The following is a 24932-nucleotide window of genomic DNA, read 5'->3' on the forward strand; positions in this document are numbered from 1 at the left end:
TAGATAACTTATTTAACTGATAGTCAGCTGTGTAAGTATGTATTCTTGACTATAGTTGCTAACAATTGAGTTTACTTTGCTGTGGGTTGTAAGTTTGAAGTCTACCTACCTGATTATTATTTTCATCTTTACTGTTATCGTTTACCAGCCATCTTTTGCTTCTGAGCGACCGCTATTAATCTTTGCAACAGAACCATGGCCACCGTATTTTGGGCCTAGTTTATTGCGGCAGGGATATATGGTTGATGTTTTGCAGAGTGTTTTAAACTCAGCAGGATATCAAGTCAGGATTGACTATATTGGTTGGAAAAGAGCATTAGCCCAAGCCAAAAAAGGGATGTATACAGGAATTATTGGTCTTTATTTTACAGAAGATCGTGAAGCTCACTTCAGGTTTTCCCCTCCACTTGCTAAAAGCACTGTTTGTCTTTACCAACGATATAACAAAAGAAATCAATTAATGCTTGATAATTTGTCTCGGTATCGCTTGGGGGTTGTTACAAATGATGCGTTAGCAAAAGGTTTTCTTGATAGCAGAGGGCTGGTTGCTACAGTCGATGCAAGCCAAACAGTTATTGTTGATGCTTTGCTCTCAGGTAATTTAGATGCATTAATTGCGACTGCTGAAGTATTTGAATATTCATTAAAATCTCACTATGGTCATCAGTATAGGAATATACAAGCTATGTCGCCTGTACTCTCAACACATGATTTATTTATTGGGTTTTCTAAAACATGGCCTGATATTGACCATGTTGTATCTAAGTTTGAGGAGCACTATTTAAAACTACAGGAGCAGGGCGTTATTAAAGCGATTCAGGTTTTACACAATATAGATAAAAAATATGGCATTAAAGGCGGGGCACTGGAAAGCCATTAGTCTACAGCTTTTTAAAAAGGACAGGGACTCAATGGTCCCTGTAAAGTCCACAGGACTGAATAACAGCCTTGCACTTGGGAGAAATGGGATGCTTGGCATCCCAGAAGTAATATGGCGAGCATATTACTTCAAAACAAAATCACTATCCCCTTACGGGGATAAGTGTCATGCAGTCATTCACAATGTCATGAACAACATTACTCAACACACAATACTTTAAGTGTGTTAGTTCCACCTTGAGAGTGGGCGCGGTCACCTTTAGTGATGATAATTAAATCACCAGTGCTTACATGACCTGCATTTTTGAGTGCTTGAATTGCATTACGGTTAACTTCTTTACCTGGGATAGTGTCAGTTTCAAATGGAATTGGCATTACGCCACGGTAAAGGGCAACACGGTTTTGCGTATCTTTATGCCGAGAAAAGGCAAACACTGGAATAGAAGAGCGAATTCGAGACATTAACAGAGGAGTAGCCCCTGATTCGGTCATACAAATAATCGCTTTTACACCTTGCAGATGGTTAGCTGTGTACATTGCTGCGAGAGCAATGGACTCATCAATATTCTGGAAGGGCTCATCCAGGCGGTGTTTTGAACGGTGTGCTGCAGGGTGTAACTCAGCACCTACACAAACACTAGCCATTGCTTCAACAGTTTGCACTGGGTATTTACCAGCAGCTGTTTCAGCGGACAACATTACTGCATCTGTACCATCCAAAACGGCGTTAGCCACGTCAGAAACTTCAGCACGAGTTGGCATTGGACTATTGATCATTGATTCCATCATTTGAGTCGCAGTGATTACCACGCGATCCAAGCTTCTGGAGCGATCAATAATGTGCTTTTGCACAGCAACGAGAGTTGCATTGCCAATTTCAACACCTAAGTCACCACGAGCAACCATAACCCCTTCAGAAGCACGAATGATTGAGTCAAGTACTTCATCATCAGCAACCGCTTCAGCACGTTCAATTTTGGCTATTAAACCCGCTTTAGAGCCAGCTTCATGCAAAAGTTGACGAGCTTCATCCATATCTTCTGCTGAACGAGGGAAAGAAACTGCTACATAATCAACACCGATTTGGGCGGCGACTTTGATATCAGCTTTATCTTTGTCCGTGAGGGCTTTGGCAGATAAACCACCACCTTGGCGGTTGATACCTTTGTTGTTGGAGAGAGGACCACCAATCAGCACTTCTGTGATGACTTCATGTTCAGTAACACCTGTCACACGAAGTTCAACACGGCCATCATCCAATAACAGAATATCACCTGGGCGGGAGTCTGCGATTAATGCTTCATAGTCGATACCAACACGTTCTTTGTCTCCAGCATTCTTGTCCAGAGATTTATCCAGAGTAAACGTCTGGCCGACTTCCAGCTCAACTTTGCTTTCTTGGAATCGTGCTATACGAATCTTGGGACCTTGAAGGTCCCCAAGAATCGCCACGAAAGCATTTTGACGTTTAGCGGCTTCACGTACCAGTTCCGCGCGCTTCAGGTGATCTTCAGGTTCGCCATGTGAGAAATTCAGGCGAACCACATTAACGCCAGCTTTGATCATTTTCTCTAATGTTGCTAAGTCATTAGAGGCAGGACCTAAGGTGGCTACGATTTTAGTTCTACGAATGCTTCCCATGGCTTATGCTCCTACGCTTATGCAGGTGCATTAATTAATGCGATGGTGTTATCGAGCATACGGTTTGAGAAGCCCCACTCGTTGTCGTACCAGGCCATAACTTTAACTAGGTTACCATTAACGCGTGTTTGAGTTGCATCAAACGTAGAAGAAACAGTGCTGTGGTTAAAGTCGATAGAAACCAGTTTTTCAATGTTGTATGCCAAAACTGGAGATGCATCGGCAGCTTTCTTCATAATTTCGTTGATTTCTTCAACGCTAGTTTCACGCTTAGCAACAAAGTTGAGGTCTACCAAAGAAACGTTGATTGTTGGTACACGAACAGCCATACCATCCAACTTACCATTCAGCTCAGGTAATACTAGGCCTACTGCAGCGGCTGCACCAGTCTTAGTTGGGATCATAGACATAGTAGCTGCACGAGCACGATACATATCGCTGTGGTATACGTCAGATAGATTTTGATCGTTAGTATAAGCGTGGATAGTTGTCATCAAACCGCTGTCAATACCTACTGTATCGTTCAGTGCTTTAGCAACTGGTGCTAAACAGTTAGTAGTACATGAAGCGTTTGAAATGATTTCATGAGATTGGCGTAGTACGTTGTCGTTAACACCATATACAACAGTAGCGTCAACGTTAGAGCCTGGTGCAGAAATAATGACTTTTTTAGCGCCTGCAGCAAGGTGAGCACTGGCTTTTTCACGGCTAGTGAAGATACCTGTACACTCATAAACAACGTCTACATTTAGAGAACCCCAATCAAGCTTAGATGGGTCACGCTCAGAAGTAATGCGGATTTCGTCACCATTGACAACCATTGTGCTGCCTTCAGTACGAACTTCGCCTTGGAAGCGGCCATGTACGGTGTCATAACGAGTTAAGTGAGCATTAATTTCAGCATCACCTAAGTCGTTGATAGCAACAACTTGAATACGATCGCGGTAGCCGTTCTCATAAAGAGCACGAAGCACGTTGCGACCAATGCGACCGTAACCGTTAATACCAACACGAATGGTCATGGAAGAATCCTCCTACAAAGACTGCTATATTATGTTGGTAATATTACAAATAAAATGGGCTTTCGACAATAAATACTACTGAGAAATCCGTGATAAGTTATGTAATATTACCATTTGAAAACGTTATCTTACTTTTGACTGATGAGGAAGCGTAATGCACCCTACAATCGCAAGCGTTACTCAACGGGTCATTGCCCGAAGTTCTGCAAGCCGTAAAGCCTACATCGAGCGGATGCAGCAAGCTGCAAAGCAAGGTCCTCAGCGTTCCACACTCTCATGCGGAAACTTAGCTCATGGTTATGCTGCTTGCCAGCCGCAGGATAAACAAATTCTTAAGCTCTCAACACAAGCTGATGTAGCTATAGTCTCAGCATATAATGATATGCTATCTGCGCATCAGCCGCTGGAAAAATACCCTGCCCTTATTAAAGAAGCCGTTCGAGAGCTTGGGTCCGTTGCACAGTTCGCGGGTGGTGTACCTGCGATGTGTGACGGTGTTACTCAAGGGCAACCAGGCATGGAGCTTAGCCTCTTCAGTCGAGATGTGATTGCGATGGCAACTGCGATATCACTCTCTCACAACATGTTTGACGCGACCCTTTGCCTTGGCGTCTGCGATAAAATTGTGCCTGGGCTTTTGATTGGCGCATTAAGCTTTGGTCATCTGCCTTGCATCTTTGTGCCAGCAGGACCAATGCCATCAGGGTTACCAAACAAGGAAAAAGCCCGAGTGCGTCAACTTTACGCAGAAGGCAAGGTTGGTCGTGAAGCGCTGCTTGAAGCGGAATCTAAATCTTACCACTCTTCTGGTACCTGCACATTTTATGGCACAGCAAATAGTAATCAGTTATTGATCGAGATCATGGGTTTGCATTTACCTGGCGCATCATTTGTTAACCCTGAGACCTCATTGCGTGATGAGTTGACTCGTGAAGCTGCTCGTCAGGTGACGCGACTCACTGCTTTGACGGAAAATTACACACCTATGTGGAAGGTCGTTTCAGAAAAGTCGGTTATAAATGCAGTTGTCGCCTTATTAGCAACAGGTGGTTCCACCAATCACACCATGCATTTAGTAGCAATTGCTCGAGCGGCAGGTATACAGATTACCTGGGATGATTTTGCTGAGCTATCGACAGTTGTTCCTTTGTTAACGCGAATATATCCAAATGGACAGGCAGATATCAACCATTTTCAAGCGGCAGGTGGCATGGCATTTTTAATTCGCACCCTTTTACAATCTGGCCTACTTCATAACGATGTGGATACAGTCATTGGTAAAGGGTTAGATGCATACACACAAGAGCCTATCTTGCAAAGCAACAAACTTATCTGGCGTTCAGGGCCTGAGGAATCTCATGACCTTGATGTATTGAGGTCTGCGAGTGAGCCTTTTAGTGCAGAAGGAGGCTTACGGCTACTGAAGGGTAATCTGGGTCGTGGTGTGATCAAAGTATCTGCGGTTGCTAAAGAGCATCAAGTCGTTGAAGCGCCAGCCATTATTTTTCATAGTCAGGAAGCTATGGCTGAAGCCTTTCAGCGTGGTGAGCTGAACCAGGATTATATCATTGTTGTTCGCTTTCAGGGACCGCAGGCAACAGGAATGCCTGAGCTACACAAATTAACGCCATTTTTAGGTGTATTACAAGACAAAGGTTATAAAGTAGCACTTGTCACTGATGGTCGTATGTCTGGTGCTTCAGGGAAAGTGCCTGCAGCTATTCATGTATATCCTGAAGCTGCACAAGGAGGGCCGCTAGCTAAGTTAAAAAATGGTGATATTGTTTGTTTGGATGCAGAGCTGGGTGAGTTAACGGTTAAGGTTTCTACAGAGGAGTGGCAACAGCGCATACCAGTTGTTGCAGACTTATCTGATTTTCATCATGGAATGGGACGAGAACTATTTGCTCAAATGCGACAGGTGGTGGGTGGTGCAGAATTAGGAGCAACGGTTTTTGATTTTGCTAATGAAGGTAAATAATTTTTATCCTTCACTTTGCGTATAAAATAAAAAGATCTGGCTTTATGTTGTAATTGGTTGAGCATACTGTTGATGAATGAATATATAGTAGTGAGGAGGTAGCAGTGTCATCTCAAGTTGCATTAGTGGGGGATATTGGCGGGACCAATGCCCGTTTCGCATTGTTTGATTTAACAACGCAATCGTTGCAGCAGATTCAAGTTTTAGCTTGTAAAGATTATGACAATATTGACCAAGCGATAACTCATTACTTAGCTCAGCAAAGTGCCTCACCTGATAAAGCTTGTCTTGCTTTTGCTTGCCCAGTTCATAATGCTCAAGTCCATATGACTAATAATCATTGGCACTTTGATAAGCAGACATTGAAAGCCAGTTTAGGATTACAGCAGCTTCGTGTTATTAATGATTTTACTGCACTCGCCCTTGCTTTGCCGGTGCTGCCCTCTGAGGATCTCTGTCAGGTTGGAGAGGGAAAAGTTGTTGATGATAAACCTAAGCTGGTGTTGGGACCAGGAACAGGAATGGGGGTTGCTGGCCTGGTGAGAACACAGCAGGGTTGGCTGCCTATTCCTACAGAAGGAGGGCATGTCGATTTTGCTCCTCGAAATGAGTTAGAGGTTGAAGTTTGGCGGTATTTGCATAGGTGTTTTGAGCATGTTTCTGTTGAGCGAATACTGTCAGGAAGTGGTTTGGCCAATTTATATCAAGCCCTGGCAGCCGTTTCAGGGCAACAGGCTTCAGTGGTTGATCCATCTCATATCACAACAGCGGGTTGTAAAGGTTCAGATAAAATAGCCTCTCAAACACTGGATTTGTTTTCTGAGATTTTAGGTTCTGTTGCAGGCAATGCTGCACTTACTATTGGTGCACTGGGTGGTGTTTATATTGCTGGAGGGATCATTCCTAGATTTAAAGCGTACTTTGTGCAGAGTGGGTTTAGAAATGCATTTATTGAAAAAGGACGGTTTAGAGAATACCTAAGTGCAGTCCCTACATACCTTGTACTCGCTGAATATCCTGGTTTATTAGGTGCTACTCAGGGCTTGCTTTCTTCAGAAAGGTTGGGTTAATCGTGCTGTTTAATGGTTTAGTACAGGGTGTACAAAAAGCGCTATTTAAATTTATAAGATAAAAAAAACTCCGCATAAAGCGGAGTTAAAATGCCAAGAGTAGTGTTAAACAACACTTGTCCTAGAGCAGTTTCCCATTAATGGGAAGGAGACACGTTATTCAGAGGACAGCTGAATAACGATGAAAACAATTAACTTTGTTTTAGCGTCTGAATACTCAGTTTGCAGAGTTCAGTAATTCGCTGCCAGTCTTTGTTACGAACGGCATCACTTGGAACAACCCATGATCCACCCACACACATAACATTGGGTAATGCGAGGTATTTACTCGCATTATCAGCATTAATGCCACCTGTCGGACAAAACTGTACATCATTAAAGGGGCCAGCCAGGGCTTTTAGAGCCGGAATACCACCTGCTGCAGCAGCGGGGAAAAATTTAAAACGCTGATATCCTAGTTGCCGTCCTTGCATAAGTTCAGAAGGTGTTGCTATGCCTGGTAGTAAAGGGATTGTTGAGTCAATGCCAGCCAGTAACAGTTCCTGGGTTAAACCTGGACTAATAGCAAACTGAGCGCCTGCATCAGCTACAGCGTTTAACATAGTTGGATTGGTTACGGTACCAGCACCAACAATGGCTTCAGGAAGTGCTTTACGAATAACGTTGATAGCATCTAAACCTGTTTGCGTTCTCAGGGTGATTTCCAATATTGAAATACCACCATCGAGGAGTGCAGTAGCAAGTGGCAGCGCTTCGGAAATGTCATTAATAGTAATCACTGGCATTATGGGCGATTGTTGACAGATCGTATCTATCTGCTCGGTCACCTGCGTTGCCAGTGTTAAGTTTGCCATGTTTGATCCTGAGCGCATGAGCTTAAGGACTCCAATAAACAACAAAATTAATGGATGGATCTTGTAAAAATGCACGAATAGGCATATCAGCTTGATTTTTAGCTGCTAACGCTTTTTGTAATGTAAGCAGTTTGTCTTCTCCAGCAATATGCAGTATCACCTGTTTAGCGCTGGACAGTAGCGGGTATGTCAACGTAATACGTTGATGAGGTGCTGTAGGCGGTTGGCATGACAGACAAAGTTTATCTGTTGCTGGGCTAAGTCCTTCTTTCAGCGTGGTGGTATTTGGAAAAAGTGAAGCAGTATGACCATCATTACCCATACCTAAAATAACCACATCAAAAGGTTGTGGTAGCTGCTTCAGTGCTGTTGAGCAAGAATCCAGTCCACTATCGATATCAACTGCCGGTGTTTTTAAGCCGATAAACCTGGCAGCTGAAGCCCTTTTTTGTAGTAGCTGTGTTTTAACCAGTTGAGTATTACTATCATCATGGTTTTCATCAACCCAACGTTCATCTGCTAAGGTGACATTCACATTGGCCCAGTTTAGATCGTAGGCAGCAAGTTTCTTAAACAATGGAATGGGGGTGCTGCCACCAGATACAACAAGTGTTGCCTGATTACGAGCGTTTAAGCTCATTTGCAAAGTATCTGAGATGGTATCAGTCAACGCGATGACCAGCTTTTCACTATCACTGAAGCTAAGCAAGGGATGCTGCAGCTTGGCTGTCACGTCTGTAAGTACTTGTTCAAACGGAGTCTTCATGCCAGGACTTTCCATCAAGGGTAATCATTGCTATTGAAGAAATAGGGCCCCAGGAGCCTGCGGGATACTTTTGTGGGCGAGCATTTTGGCTCAGCCAACCATTGATAATTTGATCACACCATACCCAGGCGTACTCAATTTCATCACGGCGAACAAATAAGTATTGGCTGCCTTGCATAACCTCTAAAAACAGTCGTTCATAGGCATCTGGAATACGTTGGGTATGGAATGTATCTGAAAAATTAAGCTTGAGTGGGCCTGGTTTTAATCGCATTCCTTTTTCCAGGCCTTGATCTTTAGTCAAAACTTGAAGAGAAATACCTTCATCAGGTTGCAGTCTAATAATGAGTTTATTTTCAACAATATCGCGTTGCTCAGGGGCAAAAATGTAATGGGGTGGCCTTTTGAAATGAATAATGATTTGAGAAAGCTTTTCTGCCATACGCTTTCCCGTTCTTAGATAAAAAGGCACATTTGCCCATCGCCAGTTACAAATTTGTGCTTTGATAGCTACAAATGTTTCTGTACAACTTTGAGCGTTTTGGCTATCAGATTCGTCTAAATAACCTGGAACAGGTTCGCCTTGGACACTGCCTGCGCAATATTGTCCTCTAATGACGTGGTGGTTTAGCGAGTGTGTATCAATGGGCTTGAGTGCTTTAAGTACTTTCACTTTCTCATCGCGAATGCTGTCAGCACTTAAATCATTCGGCGGGTCCATTGCAATTAAACACAATAATTGCAGCAAGTGGTTTTGTACCATATCGCGTAACTGACCCGCACGGTCAAAGTATCCCCAGCGGTGCTCAATGCCTATTGTTTCTGCAACAGTGATTTCAATATGATCAATATGATTATGATCCCACTGAGAGCCAAATAAACTATTTGCAAATCGTAGTGCAATTAGGTTTTGAACGGTTTCTTTCCCAAGATAGTGATCAATTCGGTAAACCTGCTCTTCAGTAAAGTACTTTGCTACGGCATCGTTAATCGTTTTAGAGGATGCTAGGTCATAACCAATTGGCTTTTCTAATACGATACGTGTTTGTTTATTAATGCTGCCTGCGTTATGGAGGTTTTTGCAAATTTCACCATAGATAGCAGCGGGTGTTGCAAAGTAACAAATTAAAGGGTTATCGGTTTCACTCAGCTTTTGGTGAAGCGCTTGATAAGCTGTGCTATCAGTAAAATCAATTCGGAAATAAAACAGTCTTGAAAGAAAGCGGGCGAGAACAGTCTCATCTATTTCGCTCGTGGGTGTAAATTTGCGTAGGTGAATGCGAACGGTCTCTAAGAAATTTTCCTGATCAATCGGAGAGCGGGCTAAACCAAGTATTCTTAACTGAGGGGCTAGCAGGTTTGCTTTATCGAGCTGATAAAGCGCAGGAAAGAGTTTACGTAGTGCCAAGTCACCTTGGGCGCCAAAAAGTGCGATATCACATTTTGTTTTGGCTACTGTGGACATGAACTCAACCTGTTTGCGGTAACTTGTAACTTGATATGTGGTTATAAAATTACAAAAGTGATCAAATGTTAGCTATTGAATGGTTGTTTTGCAAATAATTTTGTAAAGTTTACTACATATTGGCATGTTGTGGTTTAATTACCCTTCATTGGCGATTGTTAGGTAGCTTAAGCATAGGCTTCAAGCTATCATAGCCGCATTCATATCCATTGCCTGATTGTTGACAGTGTTATAGCTCAATTATGCTGCAGTCCCCTATGGTTTGCTTGCTTTAACTGAGTTTTCATTTGAAATTTGAGTGATTAGGTTTGCTGTCGTTTGTGTGATGGAGCATCTAGTATTTAGTAAATTAAACAAAATCTGTATTTGCTTATGGCCTTACCCAGTCAGTCATCCAATCTTATAGAGCGGATACGCGAAAACCTTGAACATTTGAATCGTTCTGAACGCAAAGTGGCTGATGTCATTTTGAAAGATCCACAATCCGCTACGCGTTATAGTATTGCTGCACTTGCTCAGGCAGCAAGTGTCAGTGAGCCTACTGTTAACCGTTTTTGTCGCAGCTTTGATGCAAAAGGTTACCCAGATTTTAAGTTGCAATTGGCCCAAAGCCTGGCCAGTGGTACCCCTTATGTTAGTCGTAGTGTAGAAATTGATGATACGGCTGAAGAGTATACACAGAAAATTTTTACGACGAATATGGCCTGTCTGGATGCAGCACTTCAGTCTATGGATGCATCTGTGATTAATCGGGCTGTGGATTTTTTGATTCAAGCCAAGCAGATCAGTTTTTTAGGGCTTGGTGCTTCAGGCCCTGTTGCCATGGATGCTCAGCATAAGTTTTTCCGTTTTAATATTCCGGTTATGGCTTATGATGATGTATTGATGATGCGTATGATGGCTTCTGTAGCCAACACAGGGGATGTCATTGTTATCATTTCCTATACGGGCAGAACTCGAGAGTTGGTTGAGATTGCAAAAATTGCTCGGGAAAGTGGGGCAACAGTAATTGGCATCACTGCGCCAAACTCATACTTGGCTAAGGAATGTTCGTTAACGATTGATGTAATCGTTCAAGAAGATACTGATATATATATGCCAATGTCTTCTCGTATAATTCACTTAACGGTATTGGATGTTTTGGCTACAGGGGTAACACTGAAGCGTGGTGTTGATTTTCAAAAGCACTTGAAACGTATCAAAGAGAGTTTGCAAGCTAGTCGATTACCCGCATTACCAATCAAGAGTTAATATTAGTAATAATCTACAGATGATTCATTTTGTAAAAAAACACCCATCATGTGATGGGTGTTTTTTTACGCTTATTGTTTATTAATGATCTACGACATTGAGCTCGACACGACGATTCATTGCTCGGCCAGCTTCTGTACTGTTACTGGTAATTGGTTTTTCTTCGCCATAGCCTACAGCGCTAAGGTTGTTGCTGTTGACTCCACGAGAAACAAGGAAATTACGTACGGCTTCTGCACGACGCTGTGAAAGGCGCATATTGTAGCGATTACTGCCAACATTATCAGTATGGCCAGAAACTTCTAATTTAGTATTTTTGTGTAAGCGGAGTTTATCTGCAACTTTCGATAGATACTCATGAGAGGTACTTGTTAATCTAGCGGAATTAAACTCAAACTGAACACCTTCAAGAGCAAGAGCCTCTGAGCAGCCAATGGCATTAACTTTTACGCCAGGAGGTGTATTTGGACAATGATCCTTCATGTTCGCTACGCCATCATTGTCTGAATCTAATGTACAGCCTCTATTATCGACCTGAGTATTTAATGGTGTGTTTGGACACTGGTCACGATAATCAGGAACCCCATCATTATCTGAATCAATTGGGCAACCATTGTAGTCTACTTTAACGCCGCGTGGTGTTGCTGGACATTTATCTTTACTATCAACAACACCATCATCATCTGTATCGTGCTCAATCATTGAGCAGAAAAATCCCCCTAATAATGCGCCACCAAGTGCTCCTACTGCTGCTGCTTCACCATCATCTGCTGATGAACCTGCAACGGCCCCCAAGCCACCGCCTACGAGTGCACAATTACGCCAGTCTTCGTGCCACGGACCATTTGTTGCACAGCCAGTAAGAAATATAGGTAAAAAAACAAAGAGTCCTAGCATCCTGCTTTTTACGGATGGTTTCATTTTTTTCTCCATTATTATCATGGTTTCTGCTATCTGGGTTCATGACCAGTATAGATAAGGTTTATTAGTTTGCCGCAATAACGTGACACTAACATTAGCATTATCTAGGTTTAGTGATTAACGTGTGATTACTACGCCATGCCAAAAGGCAATATAATGTTTAATTTTTTTGGCTGCAGGCCTAGGATTGGGGTATGACCAAGCAGCATCTTCATTTATTTTATCTTCGACTTTTATGTGAAAATAATGGGCTACTCCTTTCCATGGACAATCCATTTGTGTATGGCTTGCAGTGAAGAATCCGTTGTTAACTGATGAAGGCGGAAAGTAGTGATTACCTTCAACGATGATTGTTTCATTGCTTTCTGCCAGTGTAGCACCATTCCACACGGCTTTCATAAATTCGCTCCCACCAATTTACATTGCACAATATACTCTACTTGAGGTATGCCAATTATTGTGAAAGTAAACTAACATCTTTAACTGAATTTTTTTAAAATTCAGTTGTTTTTAATAAGGCTTTTAACGCTGTTTACTCCTCTTTACAGAGAGGGTTGGTTACATTACACCCTTTAATATTTGGGAATTCAGTTTCTTGTTGAAACACTGACTCCTTTATTGAGCTGTGTTACTGTATAGTGAATATGCTTGTGTGGATATTGACAAGCTATATAAAGCTTATGCTTTTATAATATGAAATATAATCATAATAAAATTGAAAATTGGGACAGCTCAACCAAAAGGGATCAAGCAGTGTGGATGAATGATGTTAAATATCGCTCTTTTTTAACTTCTAGATGGACGACAAGTCGTTATGTAAACCTATGGTTTTCACTTAGTGTCATTGGATATTCATTTTTACCACTTTTATTATTATTTACTGTGAGTAAAGGATTTACTACAGGTTTTGTAAGTTCGACTTTTTTTGAATGGCTCAGCAGTTTTGGAGAGCATACTGGGCATTTTGCACTTTCTTGGGTTGCTTTACTATGTGCTTTGCTGATGTTTTCAGTAATATGTCTGCTTAGTTCATTAGAGAATATTTCGACTAAATTAACTTTTGCTTTGGCACTTGTTTGTATAGCTGTTGTGGATGTTTTTTTTGATTACAAGGTGTCTCTACTCCATGGTCAGTTAACAGATAAGTTATTTAATATCGCGTGGGCTATTGGGAAAGTTCACGCGTTATCTATCATTATTTTTACGTTAATGATCGTTAAATGGATACCAAACAATCGTAGCCACTGGTTATTAGTAGTGTTATACGCCATATTGGTCTCTTATATTGGCGCGATACTGCAGCAGGGGTATGTTGATTCTAATAGAACGACCGTGCGCTCTGAGGTTGGGGCGGCCGTACTCAATATTATCATTGAATTAGCACCTGCGATTTTGTGTATTATTGGTGGTGTTCTTTTAATAAACTATATCAGAGAACGTAAGCGAAGTTTTTTTGTGCAAAGTGTGCTGTTATTTCTTTTTCCTGTTTTTAGTGCGCAGTTGCATATTGCTTTTGGAAGTGTGGTTTCTTACCATCAGCATCACATTATCGCCAAATTGTTGATTACGACGGCGTTTATTATTCCTTTAATAGGCGCCTTCATGGAGGCGATATATAAAATAAAGACAGTTAAAAAAATATTGAATGATAAGGGGCGTGAAAATATTCAGCTTTGGCAGTCTAATAAAAAATTACAAAAATCTAAGTTACAACTTAGTTCGATTTGCCAGTCAGTGAAAGAACATCAAAAGAATGAAGCAGATCTTTTACTTAATCTTGGTCAAGAAATAAAAGAGCCGGTTAATAATATAATGGCCATGACTTCTTTGCTGGAAGAAAATAAATTAGAGCAACTAGAAAAAATGTCAGTTAAAGCTATTTGTTTTGCCAGTGAAAAATTATATAGACTTGCTTCTGAAGTGATAGATTATGGAAAAATAAAAGCAGGGCAAATAAATATAAATCATGTTGAGTTTGATTTTTATCAAGTGATTGAAACGGTAGCTGATCAATTGACTTATAGGATAAACGAACAGGCAGTTTCGGTGTCAATTGTATATGCAGATGATATTCCTGGGCCGGTCAAAGGGGATTCCAAAAGAATTCAGCAGGTAATCTATAATGTTGCTATAGCGTTACATTGTTTTGGAAAACGCAGAGAAATATGCATCAACACCCAGTTACTTAATCAACAAGTTGACTGTGTAACACTATTAATTAAGGTTTACAACAGTGATCAGATTAAAAAAATTGATGCGGGAGTATGTAGTGTAGAAAAACAAATGCCAAATCTTTATTTGGCTGTTGCGTGTGAGCTAGTGAAGCAGCTGCAGGGTGAGCTGACTGAAACTAAACATGGTGAAGTGGCTATTAAATTATGTCTACCTTTGGCTCCAGGTGTGCCTGTCAAAGTTAAAAATAAAGTCGATTTGCAGGGCGTTCGTGTTCTAATTGTTGATGATGTTACAGAAAACTGTGAACTTTTGGAACGGTTGTTGAGTAGATGGGGGATGGTATGTGATATTGCTAAAACGGCAACAGAAGCCCTGGAAAAGATCACTCAGCACGCTTTAAGTAAACATCCCTACGATATTGCATTATTGGACTATAAGATGCCTGCAATGGATGGAGAAATGTTAGGCAGGGGCATTAAAAGTGATCCAGTTATTGCAAAAACCAAATTAGTTATGCTTACATCAGCTAATTACCAACGTAATATAGAAGATTTAAAAAGAGCTGGTTTTTCTGGGTATTTACTTAAACCTGCCCGTTCACGTTTATTACTTCAACTACTGGGTAAGGTGTTGTTGTCTGAGCCTGATGTACTAGTAACACGAGAAATGCTAAATGATGGATCAGAAACGGTTTTGGTGAATTCAGATCAGCAGTCAGGCAATATTAATATCTTAATTGCTGAAGATAGTTATTCACATCAGCTGGTTATTAAAACACTATTAAAAAAGTTGGGATGTAATGTAACAGCTGTTGACTGTAAAGAGCAGTTGATATTGCAAGCAAGTCAATTTTGCTATGACATAATTATGTTGGATACGTTATTGAAACCAAAAAGTACAGTACCTACAGTGGACGAACTAAAAAGTTTATTGATACATGAAACGCCTATTATTGGTTTAATGCCAACTGATAGACAAGGAGAGCTTATTGCTAGCTGTGAATTATATGATGACTTTATTTACAAGCCATTTTCGCAAAATATTTTAGCTAATATGCTGAACCACTGGTGTAGTGAAAAGTTTTCGACTATTCAATAATTGGCTACTAACGCTATACATAAGGTGTATATCCCCTCCTATGAAGGGGATATGCTACTAAGCTCAGCTATGAGTTTAAAAGGTTATCGTCAGACGTCATATCTTTTCGAGATTTTACTTCAATAAAAACGCGTTTGACGAGTGGGTATTGCGTTTTAATTTGACAGTCAAGTTGAGCAATGGTTTTTTCTACGATGCCTGCAGGTGTTTGGTCTTCAAAATCTAAACTAATTGTCGCGAGAATGAAGTTAGGTCCCATATGCATAGTGGCAATTTCATTGACATGTTCCACATGAGGTTGGTTAGTGAGCAGTTTACGTATACCTTGGCGGGTAGCAGGTTTTGCGCTTTCACCAATCAATAGACTCTTAGTTTCATAGGCAAGCCAAGTTGCTGTCCCTGCTAAAATACAACCAATCAAAATTGAGGCAATGCCATCATACAGTGGATTTCCCGTCAGATGTCCTAAGGTGATGCCAATTAACGCAACAATAAGTCCCAGAATGGCTGCACTATCTTCGAAAAATACCACAAAAATAGATGGGTCCTTAGCTTGATGTACGGCTTGAAAGAGTGAGTTTTTACCACGAGTATGCTCGAATTCTTTCCAAGCCATGTACCATGCACCACCTTCAAACAGTAGGGCAAGCGTTAATACGATGTAGTTTACCAATACGTTTTCTATAGGGCTTGGATCCATTAAGTGGTGAATGCCTTCATAAATAGATATGCCCGCTCCCGCTGAAAAAATTAAAATGGCTACTACAAAACTCCAAAAGTAGACTTCTTTTCCATGCCCAAAAGGAAAGTCTTCACTGGCTGGTTTTTCGGACTGCTTAAGGCCAAAAAGCAAAAGTATTTGGTTACCGCTATCCACAATTGAGTGGATGGCTTCAGAGAACATTGCAGAGCTTCCGGTCATTATGGAAGCGACAAACTTAGTAATCGCTACTAGCCCATTACCGATTAATGCCGCGATGACGACCTTTTTGGACCCCGATGCCATTTAAACTTCTCCATTTACATTCGGTTGAGGTGGTCGATGATAAAAAGTCATTTGTAAAAATCAATTTGAATAAGGGGTTAATTTGCTGTTAGTAATGTTTATTAATACTCAATGCGTGATGTTATGCAAAAAAAAGTTATTTTGCAGTACTGCTGTTTGGCTGAGAGCAGGGTTTCAGTTACAGCTGATTTGGCTAACTCTCCTCTTCACCCGCGTTATAGTTATCGCTAATGCGCTTTGTGTGAGATGCTTTCTAGAGTCTATTTTTATTTGCAACATTAAACGTTATAGATAAAGCTAAAAGAAAAGTAGCTAGTTTAAGGTTGGTTATGAATTCCAACACAATATTGTTGCATCCCTTTTCCCTGAACTCAGATGAGCACGAGGTATTGGTGCAGAATGCCAAGGTGGGCACCTGGCTGTATCTGGTTATATGGCTAGCGATTGTATTTTGGGGGGATTTGCTTCAACGAGTGCCGTTACTAACGACATTGATGACCGTTTGCCTGGTGTTACTTGCTTCCGTTCGTTTTTCTTTAGTGCACCATTTTACACGTTGGTATCTCCATTACCCCTTGGCGTGGGTATGTGGTATGTATTGCTGCATTTTATTTAGTGGTTTGTTGTGGGGAGGAATGACAGCGATTGCGCTCTCTAGTCTGTCTTTTCAAAGCTTGGCTGTTGCATTACTGGCGGCGACAGCAGGATTTATTTCCGCAAGCTGCGTGCTGTATACGTTTAGTGGTTTACTGACAATGGGTTATCAAACCTGTTTGTTATTTCCCCCATTAGTGACATTGTGGCTTCAAGGCGGAGAAACAAATTACTGGTTGTCAGGTTTGTTGCTGGCATATTGGTTCGGAATGGTCGCTATTTTCTGGGTACAGCATAAACAGTATCGTTTGTTAACTCATCAGCAACATGCTCCACAGCTTACAGAAAAACGGCTTTGTTTAACGGAGGCTCACCCTATTACAGGGTGGGTGAGCTTTGGTTATTTACCAGGTGTGGTTAATGCTGAGGTTAAGCGAAGCTCTCGTAGTGGCGCACCATTAGCATTACTCAAACTGGTGATGACGCCTCAGGGTGAACGTAAACTTGATAAGGACGAAGTGGAGTCCGTCCATACAGAGTTGGCCAGCGTAATTAATAGTGCGGTAACTCGTGCCAGTGACTGGATATTTTATGATGAAAATGGAAGTGTGTTTATGGTACTGCCAGAAACTCCAGCTGCAGCAGCTTGTCATATGGCAGATAAAATAATTAATTGTTTACCCAAAACACTTTATCAACACTATCTGTTTAGCATTGGTGTACTTGCAGGAAGTATTTCATGGCCTGTTTCAAGTAAAATATTGTTGCAACGTTTAGCAAGTCTGACTAGCGATGTTCACAGGAATCAACAGGCTGTAGCCTTTTCTACCCTCACCTGATAGTGTTCGTTCTTTTCTTCTTGTCTATTTTCGCTTGAGAGATCCTATATGCAGGTTGCAATGATTGCTGCTTTAGCGGCAAATCGTGTTATTGGAGTTAATGGGAAACTTCCTTGGTATATTCCTGGAGAGCTAAAGTACTTCAAGCATGTCACTATGGGCAAACCTATTATTATGGGCCGTAAAACGTTCGTTTCGCTGGGTCGTCCACTTCCTGGTCGCAGTAACATTGTCATTACGCGTGATCAAGAGTACCAACATGAAGGAGTACAGGTTGTTCACAGCGTAGAAGAGGCATTAACACTTGCAGAAAACATCGCTTACATCAATGGTGCTGATGAAGTGGTCATTATTGGTGGAGGGGAAATTTATCGTCAGGCTCTGCCAAAAGCGACGCGCCTTTATTTAACTCAAATCCATAAAGACTATGAAGGTGATGCCGTTTTTCCAGAATGGTCTAAGGATAAGTGGCAAATGGTAAGTGAACAAGCTAATCACTATGAGCTTCAGGCACTGGACTATAGCTACCAGGTATGGCAACGCACTGCTAGCGATGGAACAAGCACATAATTGAGTTGAGATAGGCAAGATCAGAAATAGTTAAGATTAAAACATGGGCCTGAAAGTGAGGCCCATGGTAGGTAGTAACAAGCTTAATATTTTAGTTAGCGTTGATTCAGGCGGTCCAAGCTACGAACGCCTCCTTTATCAGCGCTGGTTGCTAATGCGGCATAAGCCTTAAGTGCTGTTGATACACGACGTTGACGTGGACTTGCTGGCAACCAGGCTTGTTGACCTTTAGCCTCCATTGCTTGGCGGCGTGTTTCAAGAGTTGCATTATCAACTTGGAGCGATATTACCCGATTGGGAATATCAATCAGAATCTTGTCGCCGTCTTCAACCAGAGCGATGGCTCCACCTTCTGCTGCTTCTGGGGATACATGACCAATAGACAGCCCTGAAGTACCACCAGAGAATCTACCATCAGTCAGTAGTGCACACTGTTTGCCTAAACCTTTTGATTTGAGGTAGCTGGTTGGGTACAGCATTTCCTGCATACCTGGGCCACCTTGAGGGCCTTCATAACGAATGATTACCACATCGCCCGCTTGCACTTGATCTTCCAGAATACCTTTTACTGCAGCATCCTGACTTTCGAATATCCGAGCATTACCTTCAAATACCCAAATGCTAGGGTCAACGCCGGCTGTTTTAACAATGCAGCCATTTTCGGCAATGTTTCCGAAGAGCACAGCAAGGCCGCCTTCCTGGCTGAAGGCATGGTCTACACTACGGATACAGCCGTGTTGGCGGTCAAGATCTAAAGAATCCCAACGACAGGATTGACTGAAAGCTTGCTGAGTAGGAATGCCTGCAGGTCCAGCCAGATAAAAGGAGTGAACATCAGTAGATTGTGTTCTTGTGATATCCCATTGATTAAGGGCATCACCTAAGGTAGGAGTGTGTACAGTTGAGACATTGGTATGCAGTAGTCCCCCCTTTTCCAGCTCACCTAAAATTGCCATGATTCCACCAGCACGATGAACATCTTCAATATGGTAATCAGGTGTGGAAGGAGCAACTTTACATAAATGGGGGACTTGCCGTGAGAGGCGGTCAATATCGGTCATTGTAAAGTCGACTTCAGCTTCTTGGGCTGCTGCCAATAAGTGAAGGATCGTATTCGTTGAGCCACCCATGGCGATATCGAGCGTCATGGCATTTTCAAAGGCTGCTTTAGTCGCGATTTGACGAGGAAGAAAGCGCGCTTCATCTTGCTCGTAATAGCGCTTAGTAATCTCAACAATCAGTTGTCCTGCTCGTTTAAAGAGCTGCTCTCGGTCAGTATGAGTGGCGAGTGTAGTTCCATTGCCTGGTAATGAGAGACCAAGTGCTTCCATCAAACAGTTCATTGAATTGGCAGTGAACATGCCAGAGCAGGAACCACAGGTTGGACAGGCACTACGTTCATAGGCTTCAGCTTGCTCGTCTGTTACCGTCGGGTCAGCGGCAGCAACCATGGCATCCACTAAATCAAGCTTAATGGTTTTGTCTGCCAACTTGGTTTTACCTGCCTCCATAGGTCCACCAGATACGAAAACCACGGGGATATTAAGGCGAAGGGCGGCCATTAACATGCCTGGGGTGATTTTGTCACAGTTGGATATGCAAACAAGGGCATCTGCACAGTGTGCATTACACATATACTCAACAGAGTCGGCAATTATTTCTCTAGAAGGCAAGCTGTAGAGCATACCATCATGGCCCATAGCAATACCGTCATCGACTGCAATCGTATTAAATTCTTTAGCTACACCACCCACTTTCTCAACTTCACGGGCAACAAGTTGACCAAGGTCTTTGAGGTGGACATGCCCTGGTACAAACTGAGTAAAGGAATTTGCAATTGCGATAATGGGCTTGTTGAAGTCATCATCTTTCATTCCTGTGGCACGCCACAGTGCACGGGCGCCAGCCATGTTACGTCCATAGGTTGACGTTTTCGAACGATAAACAGGCATTCGGTATACACTCCTACACAACACAGATAGTTATTTTTACCCTTCACGAATTAAAAAACCTTCGTTATGGGTATAGTTTTATAAAGCCAGTTTACGCAACTGTGATGTGTGAATAAAGGCCTGAGTGACTGGTAGGTTTAGGTGAATTGTTAAGAGATGACCCAAGTTATGCACAGTTGGGCAGAGAAAAAGCAGCCAATCTCTGAATATTGCTCTTTAACGATCCTTTGCTTTAATAAAAGTGAGTTGAGTGTGTACAACTTTGTATTTAGGTACGTGGAAAATACTAAAGCGTTAATGAAGATATGAGCGAGAAGGCTGAAAATTAAACGACTGTTGCTGCTTTAACACGATACAGTATCTTGCTAAGATCTGATTTTAGCGTTTTTATTGCTGAAAAATGACACAAAACCATATCAGTAAAAGCTGGATTGCTATAACCCAAGGTGTTCTGTACTAGCGTCATATAAGATAGTGTAAAAACAAACAATTGATGCTTTTTATATGAAAAGGTTTGTATTATTGCTGCTTTTTGCCAATGCTTTAGGTATAGCATAAGCATAGCTGTTTATATAAAGCTTAGGTTACAGATTCTGGATGAGGCAGGAAAAGTCTGATAGTTCATTTTAAAGCGAGTTATTCATTACAAACATGCTTTTCTAGGTGGATAAATAAGTATCTGTAACATATGTTCTTTGAGCATGTGTAAATACTGGGTTTTATTTGGGGAATACTTAACGATGGGTAAAAAAATTGGTCTCTTAATCGGTATAGTTATTGCGGTTATCGTAGGGGCTAAGTTTTATGTAGAGTACACGGTCAAGAAAAATGTAGATAAGTTTGTTAGTGTCTTATCACCTTATGTTCAAGTCCAGTATAATGATGTATCTACAACAATTGATGGTGAAATAGCAATTAATGATATTAAGCTTTATCCTTATAAGGAAAAACAAACTTATACAATAGAAAAAGCACTCCTAAAACTACCTTCCATTTGGGATTTTCTGAATCTTGATTTAGCAAATTCAAAAAAAATACCTGAGTCATTAACACTGGCATTACAGGGAATTTCGCTACCTCTGAATGAAGAACTTATTGAAGACTTCTTCCCAAGCCAGGCTGATGTTAGTGATAAGGTGTTAAATATTGATAATAAAGCACTGCGTAAAATGGGTTATAACATCATGACCCTGGATATTAGTGCCAGTTATACCTATGAGCAAATCAACCAAGCATTAAAGTTTAATGCTAAAGCATCTACGCGTAATTTTTTCAGTTTTGAATTCGCTACTAAATTAGCGAATTTACCAAATTTGACACCCCAGCAGTTTATGTTTGTTGAGCCTGAGCTGCAAAGTGTGCGGTTTACCTATAGAGACGACTCTTTTAATAAGCGCTGGTTAAAGTATTGCCAAGACACGCATAAGTTAAAGGAAGCTGAATGTATTGAGCATGTGATTGCCTCATTTGATCATTACTTTGACGAATTTCAGCTTAAGCTTTCTGAGCCTTTTAACAAGCGTTTTTCTGATTTTATGAGAAACTCCGGTGTAGTGAGCTTTGATATTGATATTGATGATGGTGCAGACTTGCGTTCGTTAGACTTTATGCAAGGTCTAGAAATTCTAGTTTTTAAAGATGTACTTGTTTCGGTAAACAATGAATACATTCAGCCACTTTTTGTAAGGTCTTCAAGCTATACTACTTCAAGCAAAAAAGGTACTACTGGAGAAGATGGTCAATCAGGCTCTAGGCCATCAATATTATCAACCTCTGAAATAGAAGCAGAGGGATATGAAATAGAAAAAGAAGTAAAAAAGAGACTTGATAAAGTGGAAGATGTTAAAAACTATATCGGTCGGAATGCCTACTTATACTTAACAAATAATAAAAAGGTAGCGGGAACCGTTATGGACGTTAAAAATAATCGAGTCGTTCTTAAAAGTTATGCAGGATCACAGTATGCCTCTTTTCACTATTCGTTTAAAAAAATTAAATATATTGAGGTTGTAACGCAAGACTATCGCGCTTACTGATCGATAACGTAAATATGTCAAGTGTTTAATGCCTGTTGATATGCCTCTGCAAGTTTGGTGTCATACCGATTTTTAGCATAGGCAGGACCATTATAGCACTTGGCAAATTTAGCCCAGTCATGATTCCGTAGTGCTTGAAGCATCATGTTATGCGCTTTAATAAATGTTACAAATGCCATCAGCTGGGCTTCTTCACTGTTACACATCGCTTCAACAAATGCCTCCGCTGTTTCAAAACCTGCGAGCTGGTAGTTAAAACCCATTATTTGAAACTTTCCCCAAGAGGCTGATTTTAAAGCTTCTTTTTTATTGAGTAATTTGGCTTCCTCGAGCCGTTGATATTCTTTTAAACCACCTTTGTAGAGTTTTGGGTTCCATTTTCGAGATGATATATGTGGATAACCTTCATCAAATTGATGCTGTGTTAATCGGCTAAATATGTGTGCTTCAAATAATATTGCGGGTTTATTTTTAGCAATAAATGCTTTGCCACAGCTTTCAACGGCTGCCACGGCTTTAACCACAGCATGATCGACATCAAGTTGATTTGCTGCACGTTGATAACAGTCAGAATGACTAATTGATGAAGTTTTAATTGTTGGCTTTGCAATGTTTATTTTGGGGGGAGAAGTAACATTTTTGGATGGTGTTTTTTTTTCAGTTGAAGGTATTTGGTTTATGTCAATATCTGGAACTATTAGTGTGTCGCCGGCATAAATTAAATCGGGATTTTCAGCAAGATGAGGGTTTGCTGCAATGAGTTCTCTTAATGATAAACGATATTTTTTGGCAATTGAGGTTAATGTATCGCCGCGTTTGATTAGGTATTTAACTGTCATCTTACTACCCAGCAACTGCCAATATTATTAAGGGTAGCAGACTAAATGTTTTGCAGTTGGTTTAAGGATAGATGGTTTAAAACGTTGAAAAGGTATGGAGTAACTCCATACCTTTTTGTAGAGGTTAATCTACAGGGTTTTACTGACCGGCTGACCAGTTAAACAGTTGCTCAACAATGCTTGTTAGTGGTTGGTCATAGCGAGATACATAGGTAGCATAGCCTTTCCAGTTAGATGGAATAGGTTGACCTTTTTGCCAATTGCCACCTGGGTTATACATGGATACTGCACGACTGTCAGGTCCTGGTGTCCACAGAAAGTCAGGATGACGGTTATTGTACCATTCACCACCGACGATATTACCTTGACCGTCTAATTCTAAGTCATAAGTATAACGTACAGTTGTTTTACCATCATAACGAGGTGTATCTGTACTACGATGTGTTGGGCTAGTTTCGACCATATAAGACATACTCATTTGTACACCCACTACATAAGTAGCATTGCCACGGTATTTTTTAAACTTATCACGGCTGAAGTCAGCCAGTTTAATCATGGCATCTTTAGCACTATCAAATGCTTTACCTGATTCAGGGTTAAAGTAAGTGTAGGAGTATTGATAAACAGGTTGATTCCATACTTGATAGTCATAAGTGGCATCAAGTACAAAGCTGCGTTTGCTAACACCAATTTGGTTTACAACTGATTGGTGCCAGCTACCTGGGTTATTGTCAAAACATTGTTGATCAATTACACGACCATTTTCGTCTTGTTTTGGATTTTTTGTATTACAGCGGCCACCAATAAAACGTGTTCTGGGCGATGCTTCTGCCCATAATAATGTGCCTAATGCTTTAATATCAGAGGGGTAGAATTTAATGTCTACACCATCAGGTGATTTTACGGTAACTGTGTTTTTTGGACGAGGTAACATATAAGCTGCTGGAGCCCAACCATGACATAAACCCATCCAGCGCTCAACACTACCATTACTGTCAAAATAGCCTTTACCCATTTTCCACATTGAGCTTGTTAATGTGTAATTGCTATCACCTACCAACAGATCATATTTTTCAGAGGGTGATAAAGCATCAATATTGCCATTATTTACATAGTTTTGTGGAGGATTTGTTTGGTTGGCGTAAGTCCAGTAATCATACCAGTTATTTTGATAACCTAAGCCTGAATCGCCGTAACGATCACCTAATGCACCTTTATATAGAGGCCAGTAAGTATCAGACCAGGGTTGCTCATTTAACTTAGCAGAACGTAAATTTTTGGCATCAATCGTGTGAATATTTTTGATGAGTTGATTACCATTATCTACTAGTCGAGCAGGGTTATCATTGTATTGGATTGGAGAACGTTTTTTACGACTTTTTTTGTCACTAGATGGTTTACGAATGATGTCTGTTCTAAATAAATCTTTTTCTAAAACAAAGTCATTAGACTCGATTTGTTCCTTAGTGAAAATTGTAGTTGGCTCTATTTTTTCACCTTTAAGATTATATTTAGCAGGAACTTCATTCATGACCTCTTGAGTACTCTGATAAAAGCGGTTTAAGTACTCGCTCACTGCTTTTTGTTCATCAACACTTACTGATGCGCCGGCTTGCGTTGCAATAGCAAGTGCGAGTAAAGACACAGGAAAAAGAGGTTGAGTTAGTTTCATTTCTACTTCCTTATATGAGTAACAAAAGATTGTTTAGCCCATTTCCACTTGATATGGCTTGCTTTTAAGTTGAGCTTTTTTGCTTTAAATATTTAGAGGCTCAACAATTTTATTCTTCAATGAATTTTTGAAATTATTGTTTTGAGGTGTTACCTGTTGTATTAATTTTCAAAAGCCCGTCTAGAATATTTTTATAAAAAAATACTCATACTGTCGGTTACATTGGAGATAAACAAACCATTCCTGACAAATACACCTATGCCAGAGACAAGTGATGTATTAATGTAGTGTGAATTATGTC

Annotated in this window: 19 protein-coding genes; 8 read left to right on the forward strand and 11 right to left on the reverse strand. The window is 40.9% G+C overall.

Annotated features, from left to right (window positions below):
* Nucleotides 1–94: 94 nt before the first annotated feature.
* A complete protein-coding gene (locus tag KCG35_RS06225; protein ID WP_215818813.1) occupies nt 95–880 on the forward strand; it encodes a substrate-binding periplasmic protein in 786 nt (261 codons plus the stop codon).
* Nucleotides 881–1077: 197 nt separating this feature from the next.
* On the opposite strand, the gene pyk is transcribed toward KCG35_RS06225, so the two are convergent.
* Nucleotides 1078–2520, reverse strand: coding sequence for a pyruvate kinase (gene pyk / locus KCG35_RS06230; protein ID WP_215818814.1), 1443 nt, complete (start codon nt 2518–2520; stop codon nt 1078–1080).
* Nucleotides 2521–2537: 17 nt separating this feature from the next.
* Entirely contained in the window at nt 2538–3542 is a 1005-nt protein-coding gene (gene gap, locus KCG35_RS06235; RefSeq protein WP_215818815.1) for a type I glyceraldehyde-3-phosphate dehydrogenase, read from the reverse strand.
* Nucleotides 3543–3696: 154 nt separating this feature from the next.
* On the opposite strand from gap, the gene edd reads away from it, so the two are divergent.
* Together edd and KCG35_RS06245 are read left to right on the forward strand one after the other, a co-directional pair.
* Nucleotides 3697–5523, forward strand: coding sequence for a phosphogluconate dehydratase (edd, locus tag KCG35_RS06240; RefSeq protein WP_215818816.1), 1827 nt, complete (start codon nt 3697–3699; stop codon nt 5521–5523).
* Between the two features lie 104 nt (nt 5524–5627).
* Nucleotides 5628–6593, forward strand: coding sequence for a glucokinase (locus KCG35_RS06245; protein ID WP_215818817.1), 966 nt, complete (start codon nt 5628–5630; stop codon nt 6591–6593).
* A 191-nt stretch (nt 6594–6784) separates the two neighbouring features.
* Here KCG35_RS06245 and KCG35_RS06250 read toward each other — a convergent pair whose 3' ends face one another.
* From KCG35_RS06250 to zwf, 3 genes are read right to left on the reverse strand one after another with little or no spacing between them, the layout of a single operon-like run.
* Complete coding sequence (locus tag KCG35_RS06250; RefSeq protein ID WP_215818818.1) at nt 6785–7447, reverse strand: bifunctional 4-hydroxy-2-oxoglutarate aldolase/2-dehydro-3-deoxy-phosphogluconate aldolase; 663 nt, start codon at nt 7445–7447, stop codon at nt 6785–6787.
* Between the two features lie 22 nt (nt 7448–7469).
* Nucleotides 7470–8213, reverse strand: coding sequence for a 6-phosphogluconolactonase (gene pgl / locus KCG35_RS06255; protein WP_215818819.1), 744 nt, complete (start codon nt 8211–8213; stop codon nt 7470–7472).
* The gene (zwf, locus tag KCG35_RS06260; RefSeq protein WP_215818820.1) at nt 8197–9678 is read right to left on the reverse strand and encodes a glucose-6-phosphate dehydrogenase; all 1482 of its coding nucleotides are present in this window, start codon (nt 9676–9678) and stop codon (nt 8197–8199) included. The genes pgl and zwf overlap by 17 nt, the downstream gene beginning before the upstream one ends.
* Nucleotides 9679–10050: 372 nt before the next feature.
* On the opposite strand from zwf, the gene KCG35_RS06265 reads away from it, so the two are divergent.
* Nucleotides 10051–10929, forward strand: coding sequence for a MurR/RpiR family transcriptional regulator (locus tag KCG35_RS06265; protein ID WP_215818821.1), 879 nt, complete (start codon nt 10051–10053; stop codon nt 10927–10929).
* 81 nt (nt 10930–11010) lie between these two features.
* Here KCG35_RS06265 and KCG35_RS06270 read toward each other — a convergent pair whose 3' ends face one another.
* Nucleotides 11011–11850: an OmpA family protein gene (locus tag KCG35_RS06270; RefSeq protein WP_215818822.1), complete on the reverse strand. Its 840-nt coding sequence runs from the start codon at nt 11848–11850 to the stop codon at nt 11011–11013.
* Nucleotides 11851–11967: 117 nt separating this feature from the next.
* Nucleotides 11968–12249: a DUF427 domain-containing protein gene (locus KCG35_RS06275; RefSeq protein WP_215818823.1), complete on the reverse strand. Its 282-nt coding sequence runs from the start codon at nt 12247–12249 to the stop codon at nt 11968–11970.
* Between the two features lie 360 nt (nt 12250–12609).
* On the opposite strand from KCG35_RS06275, the gene KCG35_RS06280 reads away from it, so the two are divergent.
* A complete protein-coding gene (locus tag KCG35_RS06280) occupies nt 12610–15123 on the forward strand; it encodes a response regulator (protein WP_215818824.1) in 2514 nt (837 codons plus the stop codon).
* Nucleotides 15124–15190: 67 nt separating this feature from the next.
* On the opposite strand, the gene KCG35_RS06285 is transcribed toward KCG35_RS06280, so the two are convergent.
* On the reverse strand, nt 15191–16129 hold the full coding sequence (locus tag KCG35_RS06285; RefSeq protein ID WP_215818825.1) for a cation diffusion facilitator family transporter: 939 nt from the start codon (nt 16127–16129) through the stop codon (nt 15191–15193).
* Between the two features lie 329 nt (nt 16130–16458).
* Between KCG35_RS06285 and KCG35_RS06290 the strand changes: the two genes are divergently transcribed.
* Nucleotides 16459–17562, forward strand: a complete 1104-nt coding sequence (locus KCG35_RS06290) for a hypothetical protein (protein WP_215818826.1) — start codon at nt 16459–16461, stop codon at nt 17560–17562.
* A 48-nt stretch (nt 17563–17610) separates the two neighbouring features.
* The gene (locus KCG35_RS06295; protein WP_215818827.1) at nt 17611–18132 is read left to right on the forward strand and encodes a dihydrofolate reductase; all 522 of its coding nucleotides are present in this window, start codon (nt 17611–17613) and stop codon (nt 18130–18132) included.
* A 95-nt stretch (nt 18133–18227) separates the two neighbouring features.
* On the opposite strand, the gene ilvD is transcribed toward KCG35_RS06295, so the two are convergent.
* Nucleotides 18228–20084, reverse strand: a complete 1857-nt coding sequence (ilvD, locus tag KCG35_RS06300) for a dihydroxy-acid dehydratase (RefSeq protein ID WP_215818828.1) — start codon at nt 20082–20084, stop codon at nt 18228–18230.
* A gap of 740 nt (nt 20085–20824) precedes the next feature.
* Between ilvD and KCG35_RS06305 the strand changes: the two genes are divergently transcribed.
* Entirely contained in the window at nt 20825–22120 is a 1296-nt protein-coding gene (locus KCG35_RS06305; protein ID WP_215818829.1) for a hypothetical protein, read from the forward strand.
* Between the two features lie 17 nt (nt 22121–22137).
* Here KCG35_RS06305 and KCG35_RS06310 read toward each other — a convergent pair whose 3' ends face one another.
* Together KCG35_RS06310 and KCG35_RS06315 are read right to left on the reverse strand one after the other, a co-directional pair.
* Complete coding sequence (locus tag KCG35_RS06310) at nt 22138–22959, reverse strand: LysM peptidoglycan-binding domain-containing protein (protein WP_215818830.1); 822 nt, start codon at nt 22957–22959, stop codon at nt 22138–22140.
* Nucleotides 22960–23098: 139 nt separating this feature from the next.
* Nucleotides 23099–24631 (reverse strand): hypothetical protein, encoded by a 1533-nt coding sequence (locus KCG35_RS06315; protein ID WP_215818831.1) that lies wholly within the window; start codon nt 24629–24631, stop codon nt 23099–23101.
* Nucleotides 24632–24932 lie beyond the last annotated feature (301 nt).

Source organism: Zooshikella harenae (genome assembly GCF_018837975.1).
In the GTDB taxonomy this organism is placed as follows: Bacteria; Pseudomonadota; Gammaproteobacteria; order Pseudomonadales; family Zooshikellaceae; genus Zooshikella; species Zooshikella harenae.